11 protein-coding genes and 1 pseudogene are annotated in these 14977 nt (G+C 68.1%); 3 read left to right on the top strand and 9 right to left on the bottom strand.

All coding sequences use genetic code 11. The annotated features are described in order from the left end of the window. Nucleotides 1-22: 22 nt before the first annotated feature. From CRP49_RS31050 to CRP49_RS31040, 3 genes are read right to left on the bottom strand one after another with little or no spacing between them, the layout of a single operon-like run. On the bottom strand, nt 23-1255 hold the full coding sequence (locus tag CRP49_RS31050) for a sarcosine oxidase subunit beta family protein (RefSeq protein WP_097256327.1): 1233 nt from the start codon (nt 1253-1255) through the stop codon (nt 23-25). A 31-nt stretch (nt 1256-1286) separates the two neighbouring features. After that, the gene (locus CRP49_RS31045) at nt 1287-2147 is read right to left on the bottom strand and encodes a bifunctional methylenetetrahydrofolate dehydrogenase/methenyltetrahydrofolate cyclohydrolase (RefSeq protein WP_097256326.1); all 861 of its coding nucleotides are present in this window, start codon (nt 2145-2147) and stop codon (nt 1287-1289) included. 46 nt (nt 2148-2193) lie between these two features. Next, the gene (locus CRP49_RS31040; RefSeq protein ID WP_097256325.1) at nt 2194-4632 is read right to left on the bottom strand and encodes an FAD-dependent oxidoreductase; all 2439 of its coding nucleotides are present in this window, start codon (nt 4630-4632) and stop codon (nt 2194-2196) included. 698 nt (nt 4633-5330) lie between these two features. Here CRP49_RS31040 and CRP49_RS48885 point away from each other — a divergent pair. Together CRP49_RS48885 and CRP49_RS31035 are read left to right on the top strand one after the other, a co-directional pair. Further along, nucleotides 5331-5666, top strand: a complete 336-nt coding sequence (locus tag CRP49_RS48885; protein ID WP_306459756.1) for a reverse transcriptase N-terminal domain-containing protein — start codon at nt 5331-5333, stop codon at nt 5664-5666. Beyond that, entirely contained in the window at nt 5618-7111 is a 1494-nt protein-coding gene (locus CRP49_RS31035; RefSeq protein WP_306459783.1) for a reverse transcriptase domain-containing protein, read from the top strand. Before CRP49_RS48885 ends, CRP49_RS31035 begins: the two co-directional genes overlap by 49 nt. A gap of 106 nt (nt 7112-7217) precedes the next feature. Here CRP49_RS31035 and CRP49_RS31030 read toward each other — a convergent pair whose 3' ends face one another. The 5 genes from CRP49_RS31030 to CRP49_RS31010 all read right to left on the bottom strand — a co-directional run bounded on the left by CRP49_RS31030 (nt 7218) and on the right by CRP49_RS31010 (nt 13523). After that, on the bottom strand, nt 7218-7703 hold the full coding sequence (locus tag CRP49_RS31030) for a hypothetical protein (protein WP_097256324.1): 486 nt from the start codon (nt 7701-7703) through the stop codon (nt 7218-7220). A gap of 268 nt (nt 7704-7971) precedes the next feature. Next, nucleotides 7972-8934, bottom strand: a complete 963-nt coding sequence (locus CRP49_RS31025; protein ID WP_097256323.1) for an ABC transporter substrate-binding protein — start codon at nt 8932-8934, stop codon at nt 7972-7974. Nucleotides 8935-8947: 13 nt separating this feature from the next. Beyond that, nucleotides 8948-10948: a proline/glycine betaine ABC transporter permease gene (locus tag CRP49_RS31020; protein ID WP_097256322.1), complete on the bottom strand. Its 2001-nt coding sequence runs from the start codon at nt 10946-10948 to the stop codon at nt 8948-8950. After that, nucleotides 10948-12033: a glycine betaine/L-proline ABC transporter ATP-binding protein gene (locus CRP49_RS31015; protein ID WP_097256321.1), complete on the bottom strand. Its 1086-nt coding sequence runs from the start codon at nt 12031-12033 to the stop codon at nt 10948-10950. Before CRP49_RS31015 ends, CRP49_RS31020 begins: the two co-directional genes overlap by 1 nt. 20 nt (nt 12034-12053) lie before the next feature. Beyond that, nucleotides 12054-13523, bottom strand: a complete 1470-nt coding sequence (locus CRP49_RS31010; protein WP_097256320.1) for an aldehyde dehydrogenase family protein — start codon at nt 13521-13523, stop codon at nt 12054-12056. Nucleotides 13524-13740: 217 nt separating this feature from the next. Here CRP49_RS31010 and purU point away from each other — a divergent pair, with 217 nt between their 5' ends. After that, nucleotides 13741-14622, top strand: a complete 882-nt coding sequence (purU, locus tag CRP49_RS31005) for a formyltetrahydrofolate deformylase (RefSeq protein WP_097256319.1) — start codon at nt 13741-13743, stop codon at nt 14620-14622. Between the two features lie 172 nt (nt 14623-14794). Here purU and CRP49_RS31000 read toward each other — a convergent pair. After that, nucleotides 14795-14977 (bottom strand): annotated as a pseudogene (locus CRP49_RS31000) (5,10-methylenetetrahydrofolate reductase); the annotation flags it as partial.

The following is a 14977-nucleotide window of genomic DNA, read 5'->3' as shown; positions in this document are numbered from 1 at the left end:
CGTTCGGCTCCCTTGAGGATCCCTAGTGGGCCACCGCGGCCGCGCCGTGCTCGTCGACGAGCGCGCCGGTGGTGAAACGGTCGAGCGAGAAGGGGGCGTTGAGGGCGTGCGGGGTGTCGTGGGCGATGGTGTGGGCGTAGACCCAGCCGACGCCCGGGGTGGCCTTGAAGCCACCCGTGCCCCAGCCGCAGTTGAGGTAGAGGTTGTCGACGGGAGTGAGCCCGATGATCGGCGAGGCGTCGGGGCTGACGTCCACGATGCCGCCCCAGGTGCGCAGTACGTGGGCGCGGGCGAAGACCGGGAACAGCTCCAGGGCCGCGGACATCTGCTCTTCGATGATGTGGAAGGCGCCGCGCTGGGTGTAGGAGTTGTACGCGTCGATGCCCGCGCCCATCACCAGCTCGCCCTTGTGCGCCTGGCTGACGTACACATGGACCGCGTTGGACATGACGACCGTCGGGTGCACCGGCTCCAGCAGCTCCGACACGAGTGCCTGCAACGGATGGCTCTGGAGGGGGAGTTCGATGCCCGCCATGGCGGCGAGGACCGAGGTGTGGCCCGCCGAGCAGAGCGCCACCTTGCCCGCGGCGATCGGGCCCCGGGTGGTCCGCACTCCGACCACCCGGCCGCCGACCACGTCCAGGCCCGTGACCTCGCAGTTCTGGATGATGTCGATTCCGGCGGCGTCGGCGGAGCGGGCCAGGCCCCAGGCGACGTGGTCGTGCTTGGCGATGCCGGCGCGCGGCTGGTAGGTGGCGCCGAGGACCGGGTAGCGGACGTCCGGTGAGACGTTGACGATCGGGCAGACCTCTTTGACCTGCTCGGCGTCGAGCCATTCGGCGTCCACTCCGTTGAGGCGGTTGGCCTCGACGCGACGCACGCTGTCGCGGACGTCCTGCAGGCTGTGGGCGAGGTTGAGCACGCCTCGCTGGGAGAAGAGGATCGGATAGTCGAGTTCCTCCGCGAGTCCCTCCCACAGCTTGAGGGCGTGCTCGTAGATGTCGGCGCTCTCGTCCCACAGGTAGTTGGAGCGGATGATCGTGGTGTTGCGGGCCATGTTGCCGCCCGCCAGCCAGCCCTTCTCCAGCACGGCGACATTGGTGATGCCGTGGTTCTTCGCCAGGTAGTGGGCGGTGGCGAGGCCGTGTCCGCCCCCGCCGACGATCACCACGTCGTACGACCGCTTCGGCTCCGGCGTGCGCCACAACCAGTCGGGGTGCTCCGGGAGTTCGGCTCCGGGGGTGCGGGGGCTCATCGGACGGCTCCGTCCTCTGGGAGGGACAGGTTCATACTGCGCTCGCGTTCCTCTCGGCGGCCTCGACGACGTTGGCGAGCAGCATCGCCCTCGTCATGGGGCCCACGCCTCCGGGCATCGGCGCGAGCCACCCGGCGACCGTCGCGGCCTCTGGGTGCACGTCACCGACCAGACCTCCGTCGGTGCGGGTGATGCCGACGTCCAGGACCGCCGCGCCGGGGCGCAGCATGTCCTTGGTGATCAGTCCGGGCGAGCCGGCGGCCGCGATGACGACGTCCGCCTCGCGTACGTGCCAGGCCAGACCCTTGGTGCCGGTGTGGCACAGGGTGACGGTGGCGTTCTCGGAGCGGCGGGTCAGCAGCAGTCCGATGGGACGGCCGACCGTGATGCCGCGGCCGACCACGCACACCCGTGCTCCGGCGAGGGGAACGTCGTACCGCCGCAGCAGTTCGACGATGCCCCGCGGTGTGCACGGCAGCGGGGCCTCGACGCCGAGGACGAGCCGGCCGAGGTTGACGGGGTGCAGTCCGTCGGCGTCCTTGGCCGGGTCCATGCGTGCCAGTACGGCGTTGGTGTCCAGGTGGCGCGGGAGCGGGAGCTGGACGATGTAGCCGGTGCAGGCCGGGTCGGCGTTGAGTTCGTCGATGACGTCCTCGACCTGGCTCTGCGAGGCGTCGGCGGGCAGGTCCCGGCGGATGGAGGCGATCCCGACCTGAGCACAGTCGCGGTGTTTGCCGGCGACGTAGGCATGGCTGCCGGGGTCGTCGCCGACCAGGACGGTACCGAGGCCGGGCGGGCGACCGCCGGTGGCGGTCGACTTGGCGACGCGCTCGGCGAGTTCACGGCGGATGTCGGCGGCGGTCGCCTTACCGTCAAGCAGCTGTGCGGTCACCGACGGCACTCCTTCCCAGAGGGCAACTGCAGGTCTTTGCCATGGCTCAACCACGAAGACGGGACATGGTCGGGTCGAACAGCGGCTCCTCGGCCACGACCGCCTCGATCCGCTGGTCGAAGTAACCGATCTGCACACTGGTTCCAGGGACACTCAGCTCCGTCGGCAGCCACGCGTAAGCGATCCCCTTGCCGATCGTGTAGCCGTAGGCCGCGCTGGTCACGTACCCCACCGCCCGCTCACCGTCGTACACCGGCTCCTTGCCCATGACGACCGACTGCGGGTCGGCGATGGTGAGGCACGTCAGCCTGCGCCGTACGTCGGCCTTGCGGCGCTCCAACGCGGCCTTGCCGATGAAGTCGTCCTTGTCGAGCTTGACGGCGAAGCCGACGCCGGCCTCGTAGGGGTCGTGCTCGTAGGTCATGTCGGTGCCGAAGGAGCGGTAGCCCTTCTCCAGGCGGAGGCTGTTGAAGGCACCCCGGCCCGCGATGACGCCGCCGAGGGGCTCGGCCGCCTGCCACAGGGTGTCCCACAGCTTCAGCCCCTGGTCGGCGGTGGTGTAGAGCTCCCAGCCGAGTTCACCGACGTACGACAGCCGCATCGCGGTGACGGGCACCGAGCCGATGTAGGCGCGCTTGGCGCGGAAGTACTTCAGGCCGTCGCCCGAGAAGTCCGCGTCGGTGAGGGGCTGGAGGACCTTGCGGGCCAGCGGGCCCCACAGGCCGATGCAGCAGGTGCCGGGGGTGATGTCGCGTACCTGGACCGTGCCGTCGGCGGGGAGGTGGCGGCTGAACCAGTCGAGGTCCAGGTTGCCGTTGGCGCCGACCTGGAAGAGGTCGCGGGCGAGGCGGGCGACGGTGACGTCGCTGCGGATGCCGCCGTCGTGGTCGAGGAGCAGGGTGTACGTCACCGAGCCGACCGATTTGGCGACCTTGCCGGTGCACAGGCGCTCCAGGAAGGCGGCGGCACCGGGGCCGCTGACCTCGAGGCGCTTGAGGGCCGTCATGTCGTACATCGCGACGGTCTCGCGGGTGGCCTGCGCCTCGGCGCCGACGATGGGCGACCAGTACTGCGCGGCCCAGTCGCCCGGGGTGGGGATGGTGCGGCCTTCGACCAGGCCCGCGTTGGCCTCGTACCACTGCGGGCGCTCCCAGCCGTTCGCCTCCAGGAAGAAGGCGCCCAGCTCCTGCTGGCGGGCGTGGAAGGGGCTGGTGCGGATCGGGCGCGGAGTCCCGGACGGCTGGAGGGGGTGGAGGATGTCGTAGACCTCGACGAAGTTCTGGCAGTCGCGGGCCAGGACGTACTCCGGGGACAGCTGGTGCGGCTCGAAGCGGTTGACGTCGCACTCGTGCAGGTCGAAGGACGAGCAGTGGCCGTCGACCAGCCACTCGGCCACGGCTCGGCCCACGCCGGCGGAGTGGGTGACCCAGACGGCCTCGGCGACCCAGAAGCCCTTGACGTCCGGGGACTCGCCAAGGAGCGGGAAGTTGTCGGTGGTGAAGGAGAAGAGGCCGTTGATGCCCTCCTCGACCTTCGCCTCCTTGGTGGAGGGGAGGAGGGACTGGGTCTCCGTCCAGGCGGGTTCGAAGTCCTCCTCGGTGAACTTCAGGACCGAGGGCATGGTCTCGGCCTCGTCGAAGGAGAGGATCTCGTCCGCGGTGATGGGCATCGGGCGGTGGCCGTAGTAGCCGATGCCGATGCCGTCGAAGCGGTCGCGGTAGTAGAGGTCGGCGTCCTGGTGGCGCAGGATCGGTCGGACCGCCTCCTCCGTCTGGCCCGCGAGCGCCGGGACCGGGCCGGTCCAGGCGAGCTGGTGGGCGAGCGGGGTCAGCGGGAGGTTCATGCCGACCATGCGGGCGATCTTCGGGCCCCAGATGCCGGCACAGCACACCACGATGTCGGCGGGGATCTCGCCCTGGTCGGTGAGGACGCCGGTGACGCGGCCGTCGGCCTGCTGGACGTCGAGTACTTCATGGCGGGCGAGGAAGCGGACGCCGCGCTCGGTGGCCCGGCGGATCTGCGCCTCGACGGCGAGGACGGCCTTGGCGAGGCCGTCGGTGGGTACCAGGAGGCCGCCGAGGACCTTGTCGCGGTTGACCAGCGGGTGCTGCTCGACGCACTCGTCGGGGCTCAGCAGCCGGCCCTCGATGCCCCAGGCGGTGATCCAGCCGTGCCGGCGGCGCAGTTCCGTGAGGCGCTCGGGGGTGGTCGCCACTTCGAGGCCGCCGACCTGCAGGAAGCAGGGCTTGCCGTCGACGTCGAGGGAGCAGAACTTCTCGACGGTGTAGCGGGCCAGCTCGGTCATGGTCTTGGAGGAGTTGGTCTGGAAGACCAGGCCGGGAGCGTGCGACGAGGATCCCCCGGTGGCGGGGAGGGGACCCTGGTCGACCACGGTCACTTCGGTCCAGCCTCGCGCGGAGATCTCGTCCGCGAGTGCCGCTCCCACGACGCCCGCTCCGATGATCACCACTCGGGGTCCCGCCATCGCCGCACCTCCGAAATTCAAAACCGTCGAGTTGCTTTCTGCGCAACGTGCTTCAGGTTGCGCAACTCAATGTGCCCGCCTCGGGGAGGGGTGTCAAGAGCTCAGCACGCAGGGACGTTTAGCTCGATCGTGTGATGGTCGGCTTACGGGCTTGCGGCACTGGGCGGCGAACGAGTTAGCGTGGCAGCGCGATCTGGGACCCGCTGGTAATGGCGGGGTGCGAAGCTCGGGGGAGAAGCCCAAGGGCTCCCGTTCCATCCGGGGGTCACAGGCAAGGGGAAGACCGGACGGGTGAAGCCCACTGAACCCTCAACGATGCTCCGTGATGGCAAGCCTCGCAGATGGGAAACATGAGCGGGGTGCAGGGCTGGCCGCTGAGAAGCGGCGGGTGCCGGTCGAAGACTCCGAGTCGGCCGGGAGGACACCACCGCCGCGGGGTAATGAGGGCGCCCACCCCGGTCGCATCTCACGCGTGCGGAACGCGACAACCCCGTTGGGGTCCAGACCTGCTGGTCTGGTCAGCCGACCGTAAGGAAGGCCCAACTCCCCAGCGGGTGCAGGACGGTCCAAGAAGCCAACGCCGGCCGCCGAAAGGCAGCAGGAAACCGGGACAGCACCGGCACCCGAGTCCCGCATAACTGGCCGGATACGGGCGGATGCCCGACCCGAAAGGGTGCTGACGTGGGCCGGGTGAGCCTGTGAGGAACGCTGTTGAACAGGAACCAGAACCGAAGGGCAAGTTGGACACCGTGACGGTCATACCCGCTGCCGCCTCGGCCGCGACCAGCACCGGCCCGGTGAACGGACCGGAGGACACTTCGCTCGACTGGGATGCCATCGACTGGCAGGTCCAGGAGGAGTCAGTACGGCGACTGCGGCAGAGAATCTTCACGGCATCGCAGGCAGGGGACCTCAAAAGGGTCCGCAACTTGCAGAAACTGATGCTCCGCTCTCTGTCCAGCACGCTGGTCAGCGTGCGACGGAGATCAACACAGGACGCAAGACGGCCGGGATCGACGGTCAGGTCGTCCTGACCGCCTCGGGCAAAGCGGAACTGGCCCTTCGGGTTCAGCACCGGATCAGCCCGGACAGAGCCCGGCCCGTCAAGCGGGTGTATATCCCCAAGCCAGGCGGCAGGAGACGCCCGCTCGGCATTCCCGTGATCCTGGACCGGGTCGAGCTAGCCCGCGTCTCCCAGGCACTGGAACCGGAGTGGGAAGCGCGGTTCGAGCCGAAGTCGTACTGCTTCCGGCCCGGCCGCAGCTGTCAGGACGCCATCGCGGCGATCTACTGGACGGCCAAGGGCAGCAAGACCCGCCGCCGGTGGGTACTGGACGCGGATCTGGCAGCGGCGTTCGACCGAATCGACCACGACCACCTGCTTCAGCAGCTCGGCACATTCCCCGCGCGGGAACGGATCGGGCAGTGGCTGCGAGCAGGTGTGGTCGAGGAAGGCCGGTTCACGCCAACCGAGGAGGGAACTCCTCAAGGCGGCGTGATCAGCCCTGTGCTCCTGAACATCGCCCTGCATGGGATGGAGACGGCTGCGGGAGTCCAGTACCGGCAGACCGGACGCCGTGCCGGTGACACCATGCCGGACTCCCCGCTGCTGGTGAGATACGCCGACGATCTCGTCGCCCTGTGCCATTCACGGGAACAGGCCGAACAGGTCAAGGCCCGGCTTGCCGAGTGGCTGAGGCCGAGGGGACTGGTCTTCAACGAGGACAAAACGCGCGTCGTCCACCTCGAAGAAGGCTGCGACTTTCTCGGCTTCACCATCCGCCGCTATCACGGCAAGCTGCTGATCAAGCCCAGCCGTGAGGCCGTCAGACGGATCCGGAACAGGCTGCGCGCCGAGGTGCGGTCCCTGCACGGGGCCAACGCTGCCGCGGTGCTGCAACGACTCAACCCGATCATCCGGGGCAGGTCGGCCTCCTACCGGAGCGTGGTCGCCAGCGAGGTCTTCACCGCGCTGGACGACTACATGTGGAAGCTCACCTACAAGTGGGCGACCCGCGCGCACCCGAACAAGCCCCGGCACTGGGTCACCACCCGGTACTACGGCACGTTCAACAAGTCCCGGCAGGACCAGTGGGTGTTCGGTGACCGCGACAGCGGCGCCTACCTGCTGAAATACGCCTGGACGAAGATCGTCCGACACCAGATGGTCCACGGCTCGGCCTTCCCGGACGACCCTGCCCTGGCGACCTACTGGGCCGAACGGCGCCGCACCAGCCCACCACCGCCGATCAACCGTGCCACCCTGCGCCTGCTCCAGGCGCAGAACGGGCAGTTTCTGATCTGCCGGGGACCGCTGCTGCACGCCGACGCTCCGCCGTCCAGCCCCACCGAGTGGGAACAATGGCTGCGAGGCACCCGACAGGCGGTCACCACCAGGAAGATCACCTATCGCGGGATCGAAACGTCGGACGGGGTGCAACTCCGTCTCATCCACTCGTCCTGCACTGCACGCCTGTGAGCCTCTCGGGCTTGCTTGAGCCGAGCTGCGGGGAAAGCCCGCACGGCCGGTTCTGAGGGGGACCGCCGCAGCAATACGGCGGTCCTACCCGACTGGCCGGGTACAACTAGCCGACGCAGTGTTCGCCCTTCCAGGGCCAGTTGAAGCTTCCAGGCTTGACCAGGGCGACGTTCCAGTAGGGAAGAGCCGCGCAAGAGTCGATCCACAGCTGGGTCGCCGGGAATCTCCCGGCGGTCTTGCTGTTGAACAGAAGTGGCCCACCGGAGTACTTATAAATCTTGACGTTGTGGTCGGACGCGAGCGTGATGTAGGCGCTGGGCTGAGCCGACGTCACGTGATTCGGTCCGAACTCATCCTTTAGAACACCTTTGTAGTAGATGAGCGCGTTGGCATACTTGCCCATGCAAAGCTTTGCGACAGCCCCGCGCTGCCCCTTAGTGGACACGATGCACTTCCCGACGGTCAGCTTCTGACCGAGGTTCAAGTGGTACTGCCCAGCTGCAGCGTCAGCCTGAGTGGCTGGAGTGAAGATGGATGTCCCAAGCAGAATCCCGGCAATCAGAACGCTCCGCGCATATTTGCGAATCCCCATGTCTCCCCGTTTCCGAATGAATTTGGGTTTGGTCGTAACCGTGTGTCATTCCGGACGAGATCTTACCGGGGAGATGCCTTCACCCCGGACCTCGGAAATCATTTTTGCCGCAGCTTGACCATTTTGCCGGCGGCCACGCTCCAGGTGAGGATTTCATGTTGGAATTCGGGAGGAATCGCGGGCGAAATAGGTTGTTCTCCGGCAGTTCACGCAACACACCCACGGAGCCTTGGCCGGAGAACAACCACATCAGCGGCGGACGCCGGCGCTACTTGATCCAGGCGTCGACCTTGTCCTTGTTGGCCTCGACCCACTTCTTGGCCGCGGCGTCGTCGGTCATCTTGTCCTGGGCGATGTACTTGGCGACCTCGTTCTGGTCGTCGTTCGTCCAGTTGAAGTTCTTCACCAGGTTGTAGGCGGGGCTGCCCGACTTGGCGAACTTCGCGCTGACGACCTTGTTGAGGTTGTAGACGGGATAGTCGCAGGCGACCTTCGCCGCATCGGCGTCACAGTCCGTCGTGTACGTGGGCAGGCTGACCTTCTTGAGCGGCACCTCGGACAGGAACCACTGCGGCTCGTAGAAGTAGCCGATCACCCACTGCTTGTTCTTCTCGGCGGTGCGGAAGGCCTGGATGAGCGCCGTCTCGCTGCCCGCGTACACCACCTTGAAGTCCAGCTTCAGGTTCGTCACCAGCGCCTCGTCGTGGGTGACGTACGACGGGTCGCCGTCGAGGAGTTGGCCCTTGCCGCCCGACTCGGACGTCTTGAACTTCGACGCGTACTTGTTGAGGTTCTTGTAGTCGAGGATGTCGGGGTGCGCCTTGGCCAGCCACGGCGGCACGTACCAGCCGATGAGGCCCTTGTTGCCGGTCTGGCCGGCGTCCACGGCGGTCTTCTGCTGGGTGATGTACTTCTTCACCAGGTCGGGGTGGCCCCAGTTCTCCAGGACGGCGTCGACCTCGCCGGAGCCGAAGCCCTGCCAGGCGATCTCTTCCTTGAGGTTCTTCTTGTTGACCGTACAGCCGAGGTTGTGCTGGGCGACGTACGCGACGACCGCCGCGTCCGCCTCGTAGCCCACCCACGGGTTGACGGCCAGGTTGAAGGTGCCGCACTTGCCCGAGCTTCCCGAGCCCGCGGAGGAGCTGTCTCCGACCTTCGCCCCGCCGCACGCGGTGAGGGTGAGGCCGAGGACGGCCAGGCCGGCCGCGCCGGCTCGCCAGTGTCTTGCCATGGTGTCGTGCTCCTTAAGCGGTGGCGCGGCGCGCCGCGGCCTGAGTGATCCGGTCGAACATGACTCCGAGAAGGACGATGGCCAGACCCGCGGCAAGCCCCTTCCCGTACAGCTCCCCCCGTGAGAATCCGGCCACGACGTCGTAGCCGAGGGCGCCCGCACCTACCAGGCCGCCCACAACAACCATCGACAGCACGTAGATCAGGCCCTGGTTGGTCGCAAGCGTCAGGGCACTGCGTGACATCGGCAGTTGAACCTTGGTGATGATCTGCCAGGTGTTGCACCCGGCGGAGGTGGCCGCCTCCACGGTGGTCTCGGGCACGGCCCGGATCCCGTCCGCGATGATCTTCATGGCGACGGGGGCCCCGTAGACGATCGCGGCGACGATGGCCGTGAAGCGCGTGGGGCCGAACAGCGCGAGGAACGGCACGAGGTAGACGAAGGGCGGCATGACCTGGGCCGCGTCGAGGGTGGGCCTGATCAGCCGGTCCACCATCATGCTGCGGCCCATCCACACCCCGAAGACGATGCCGAGCACCATCACCAGCACTGTCGCGACGAGCGTCGAGGCGAGTGTGGTCATGGCGTCCGACCACAGACCGGTGCCGACCAGCAGGCCCACGCACACGGCCGTGGTGAGCCCGGACCTCCAACCGCCGAGCACCACGGCGAGTGCGACCAGGACCGCGCCGACGAGCCACCACGGGGAGTCGGTGACCAGCGTCTGGAACGGGTTGAGCAGGCCGTTGGTGATGACGTCACGGATGCCGTTGGTCACACCGGAGAGATTGTCCTGCGCCCAGTTGGTCGCGGTGTCGGCGGCGCTGGCGATGTGGCTGCCGATGGTGCCGTCGCCGGGGAAGTCGGCCGCCCAGAGGTAGGTGTGCGAGAGGTAGATCAGGACCGCGGTGACAGCGGCGCCGGCGCCCAGCAGCGGGCGGCGCCACTTCAGGAGGCGGTTGCCCGAGCGTCGCGCGTTCTCCTCGCGTGCGGCGGCCGCGGTCGTGACCCGGTCCAGCACGATCGCCATGACCACGATGGCGAGGCCCGCGTTGAAGGCCGTGCCGACGTCGAGCGACTGCAGTGCCTGGAGGACGTTCACGCCGAGGCCCGGCGCGTTGATCAGGGCCGCGATGGTCACCATGGCCAGGGCGGCCATGATGGTCTGGTTGACGCCCATCACCACGGTCCGCTTGGACATCGGCAGCAGAACCTTCAGCAACGACTGGCGGCGTGTGGCGCCGAGGGAGTCGGCCGCCTCGACCGTCGTCTTCGACACGTTGCGGATGGCGTGCGCGGTGATGCGGATCGTCGGCGGGGCCGCGTAGATCACGGTGGCGATGGTGGCGGACGCGCCGCCGATGAGGAAGAACAGGGTCAGCGGCGCCAGGTAGACGAAGGTCGGCATCGTCTGCATGAAGTCCAGGAAGGGCGTCATGATCCGGTTGAACCGGTCCGAAAGACCGGCCCACACCCCGAGCGGGATCGCGAACAGCAGGGCCACGAACACCGCGCACAGGATGAGCGCCAGGGTGTCCATGCTCTCCTGCCACAGCCCCTGCAGCCCGAAGAAGGTGAAGCCCGCCACGGCCAGCAGGGCGACCCGCCAGTTGCCCACGGCCCAGGAGACGTAGCCGGCGAGGCCGACGACGCCGAGCCAGCCGATCTCCGGCACCGGGCGGGCCCCGGACGGCTGGGAGATCAGGTGCTGGACGAAGGTCACCAGGTTGTCGATGACCAGCCGGATCTCGTTGAAGAAGTAGAGGAAGAGCGGGTTGGAGTTGCGGTTGGCGCCGATGGAGTCGTTGAAGTCGTTGATCCACCGGTGCAGGTCGGTCAGATCGGCCACCGCCAGGGACAGGGTCTGCTTGCCGCGCAGGACGGCGAACAGCACCAGCCAGACGACGAGGATCGCGCCGATCACCACGGGCCGGCTGACCTTGCGCGCACTCTTGGCGGGCGCGGCCGGTTCCGCTGCCTCTGTTTTCTCGGGTTTCTCGATGGCGACGGTCATCACGCGCCGCCTTCCTGCCCGGCGACCACCGCGAGGATCTCCTCGTCGCCGACGATGCCGAGCAGCTTGCCGTCCTCGACGACCTTGACCGGCTTGTCGGCCGCGAGCACCGCCCGGGTGGCCTCCTTCACCACGACGTCCGGGCCCAGCTCGGGACCGTCCAGTTCGTCGCCGTCCTCCGGGGCCCGCATGATCCACCGCAGGGTGAGGACGTCGCCGCGCGGCACGTCCTTCACGAACTCGCGTACGTAGTCGTCGGCGGGGGCGCCCACCAGCTCGTCGCCGGTGCCGCACTGGACCATCTTGCCGTCGCGCATGATCAGGATGCGGTCGCCCAACTTGAGCGCCTCGGAGAGGTCGTGGGTGATGAACACCATCGTCTTGCCGACCTCGTGGTGCAGCCGGATGACCTCGTTCTGCATGTCGCGGCGGATCAGCGGGTCGAGCGCCGAGAACGGCTCGTCGAAGAAGAGCACGTCCGGGTCGCCGGCCAGGGCCCGGGCGAGGCCGACGCGCTGTTGCATACCGCCGGAGAGCTGGTCGGGGTAGGAGTTCTCGTAGCCCGCGAGGCCGACCAGCTCGACGACCTCCTGGGCCCGCCTGGTGCGTTCGGCCCTGCCCATGCCCCGGATCTCCAGACCGAACGCCACGTTGTCCACGACGCGGCGGTGGGGCAGCAGACCGAAGTGCTGGAAGACCATGGAGAACTTGCGGCGCCGCAGATCGCGCAGGCGCTTGTCGTCCGCCTCGCGGATGTCCTGGCCCTCGAAGACGACCTCACCGGCGGTGGGTTCGATCAGCCGGGTGAGACATCGCACCAGCGTGGACTTGCCCGAGCCGGACAGGCCCATGACGACGAAGACCTCGCCGGGCGAGACGTCGAAGTTGACGTCGCGTACGGCGGCGGTGCATCCGGTGCGGTCCATGAGCTCGCGGCGGGTGAGCCCGCACAGCTCCTCGGAGCCCGGTACCTGGTCGGCCTTCGGCCCGAACACCTTCCACAGCCTGCGCACGGATATGACCGGGGTGGAGCCCGAGTCCTGGGGCGTGCCGCGCCGCTGCGACACCTCGGTCTGTGTGGTCACGTTCGACCTCTTTTCGGCGTTCAGCCGCGGAACCAGTGCTGCGGCCGGGGTTGGATGTTCTGCCAGATGTGCTTGGGCTCTCGGTACTCGTTCAGGCCGGTCGGTCCCAGCTCCCGGCCCACGCCCGAATGCCCGAACCCACCCCATTCCGCTTGCGGCACATAGGGGTGGTAGTCGTTGATCCACACGGTGCCGTGGCGCAGCCGCCGGGCAACCCGCTGGGCCTTGCCGGCGTCCTGCGTCCAGACGGCTCCGGCGAGTCCGTACTCGGTGTCGTTGGCGATGCGTACGGCGTCGTCCTCGTCGGTGAAGCGCTCGACGGTGAGCACGGGCCCGAAGGACTCCTCGTGCACCACACGCATGTCCTGCCGGCACTCGTCGAGCACGGTGGGCGGGTAGTAGTGGCCGTTCGCCAGCGCGGGGTCGTCGGGCCGTGCGCCACCGCAGCGCAGTACGGCGCCCTCGGCGAGGCCGGCCGCGACATACGCCTCGACCTTCTCCCGGTGCTGCGCGGAGATCAGCGCTCCGGTCTCGGCCTCGGGGTCGAAGGGGCCGCCGAGGCGGATCTGCCGGGCACGGCGGACGACCTCGTCGACGAAGGCGTCGTGCAGGGAGTCCTCGACGATCAGCCGCGCACCGGCCGAGCAGACCTGGCCCGAGTGCAGGAAGACGGCCGTGAGGGCGAAGTCGACGGCCGCCTCGAAGTCGGCGTCGGCGAAGACGACGTTGGGGTTCTTGCCGCCGAGTTCCAGCGCCACCTTCTTCACGCTGGAGGCCGCGGCGGCCATGATGCGCTTTCCGGTCTCCAGGCCCCCGGTGAAGGAGACCATGTCGACGGCGGGGTCTTCGGAGAGCGGTGCGCCCACCTCTGGCCCGCTGCCCAGGACGAGATTGGCGGCGCCGGCCGGGAGCCCGGCCTCCTCGAGCGCCCTCATCAGCAGGATCGAGGTGGAGGGGGTGAGTTCACTGGGCTTGAGGACGATCGTGTTGCCCGCCAGGAGGGCGGGTGCCACCTTCCAGGACGCCTGGAGCAGCGGATAGTTCCACGGGGTGATCAGCCCGCACACGCCGACCGGCTCGTACACGACGCGGCTGACGGCGTCGTCGCGGCCGGTGTCGATCACGCGGCCGGCGTCGGTGCCCCCGATGCCGCCGTAGTATCGGAAGCAGGCGACGACGTCGGCGATGTCGTACTCGCTCTCCACCAGCCGTTTTCCGGTGTCCAGGGATTCGGCGCGGGCGAATTCCTTGGCGTCGCGCTCGATGAGGTCGGCGGTGCGCAGCAACAGTGCGCCGCGCTCCCGCTCCGGGGTGCGCGGCCAGGGCCCCTCGTCGAAGGCACGGCGGGCTGCGGCGATCGCCGCCTCCGCGTCGGGGCGTGTTCCCTCCGACACGGTCGCCGCGAGCGCGCCGTCGGCGGGACAGCGGATGTCCCGGTGCCCATCGGCCACCGGATCCCGCCATTCTCCATCCACATACAGGTCTGCCACGCGCCGAGCCTTTCAATTGAAGTTCGTTGCGCATCGTGCACCCGATTGCTTGTGGTGGAACACCCTGGCGAATGTCCAGACAGACGTCAAGAGGTTGGCAGATGACGATTTCGCCTTGTGATCACTTAACCGGCCACCCTTGACCGCAGGCGGCACCGAGCCGACCATGTTGCGTATCGCTCACCATGTTGTGCAATACGCACCAGCGGAGGCTGACGTGTCCCCTCAGTTCACTCGACCGCAACCTGGCCGTGAGTTCGTCCTGACCCTCTCCTGTCCCGACAGAGCCGGACTGGTCCACGCCGTGAGCGGCTTTCTCGTCAGGAACTCCGGCAACATCCTGGAGAGCCAGCAGTTCGACGACCGACTCCAGGACCGCTTCTTCATGCGGGTCCACTTCGATGTTTCCGATCCGAGCACGGAACTGGAACATCTGCGTGACCGGTTCGGCCCCGTAGCCCAGGCCTACGGCATCTCCTGGACCCTGCGGGACGCCTCGACCCCGACCCGGACGCTGATCATGGTGTCCAGGTTCGGCCACTGCCTCAACGACCTGCTCTTCCGCCGGCACACCGGCTCCCTCAACATCGAGATCCCCGCGATCGTCTCCAACCACCGGGACTTCGAGGGACTCGCGGAGAGCTACGGCATCCCCTTCCACCACATCCCGGTGACCAAGGAGACCAAGACCGAGGCCGAGGCACGGCTGCTGGAACTGGTGCACGACCTGGACATCGACCTGGTGGTGCTGGCCCGCTACATGCAGATCCTCTCCGACGACCTGTGCAAGCAGCTGGAGGGCCGGGCCATCAACATCCACCACTCCTTCCTGCCCAGCTTCAAGGGCGCACGCCCGTACGAGCAGGCCTACGACCGCGGAGTGAAGCTCGTCGGCGCGACGGCGCACTACGTGACGCCGGACCTGGACGAGGGCCAGATCATCGACCAGGACGTGGTCAGGGTGGACCACTCGCTCGACCCCGGGGAGCTGGTCACGGTCGGGCGGGACGTGGAGGCACAGGTGCTCGCGCACGCCGTGAAGTGGCACAGCGAGAGCCGCGTGATGATCGACGGCAACCGCACGGTGGTCTTCCGCTGAGCGTGACGTGATCGAGGGGCGGGCTGGAGCTCCAGCCCGCCCCTCCGTTGTATACGGGTATTCAGCCACCGAGTCGGTCCAGCAGCCGCGCTCGGCGCCCCAACCGTGACCCCCAGTTCAACCCGGTTCGTGCCAACCCCGCCCAGTTCGCTCAGCCTGCGCAGCACCAGCAGCCGTGCGCCGCGAGCCGGGTGGCGAGACCGAGGGGCGGCTCCAGGCCCTTGACCGGCGACGCCGTCACGGTGACGACGACGTCGCGCGGGGCATGGGCGAGGACCTTGTCCTCGGTCGCCTTCGCGGGCAGCACCTCGTACCGGACACTGCCCAGCAGCGCCCTCAAGCCGGCGGTGGCCAA

Origin of the sequence: Streptomyces sp. Ag109_G2-15 (assembly GCF_900215565.1) — a bacterium.
GTDB lineage: Bacteria > Actinomycetota > Actinomycetes > Streptomycetales > Streptomycetaceae > Streptomyces > Streptomyces diastatochromogenes.
This window is presented reverse-complemented; position numbering and strand designations above follow the sequence as displayed.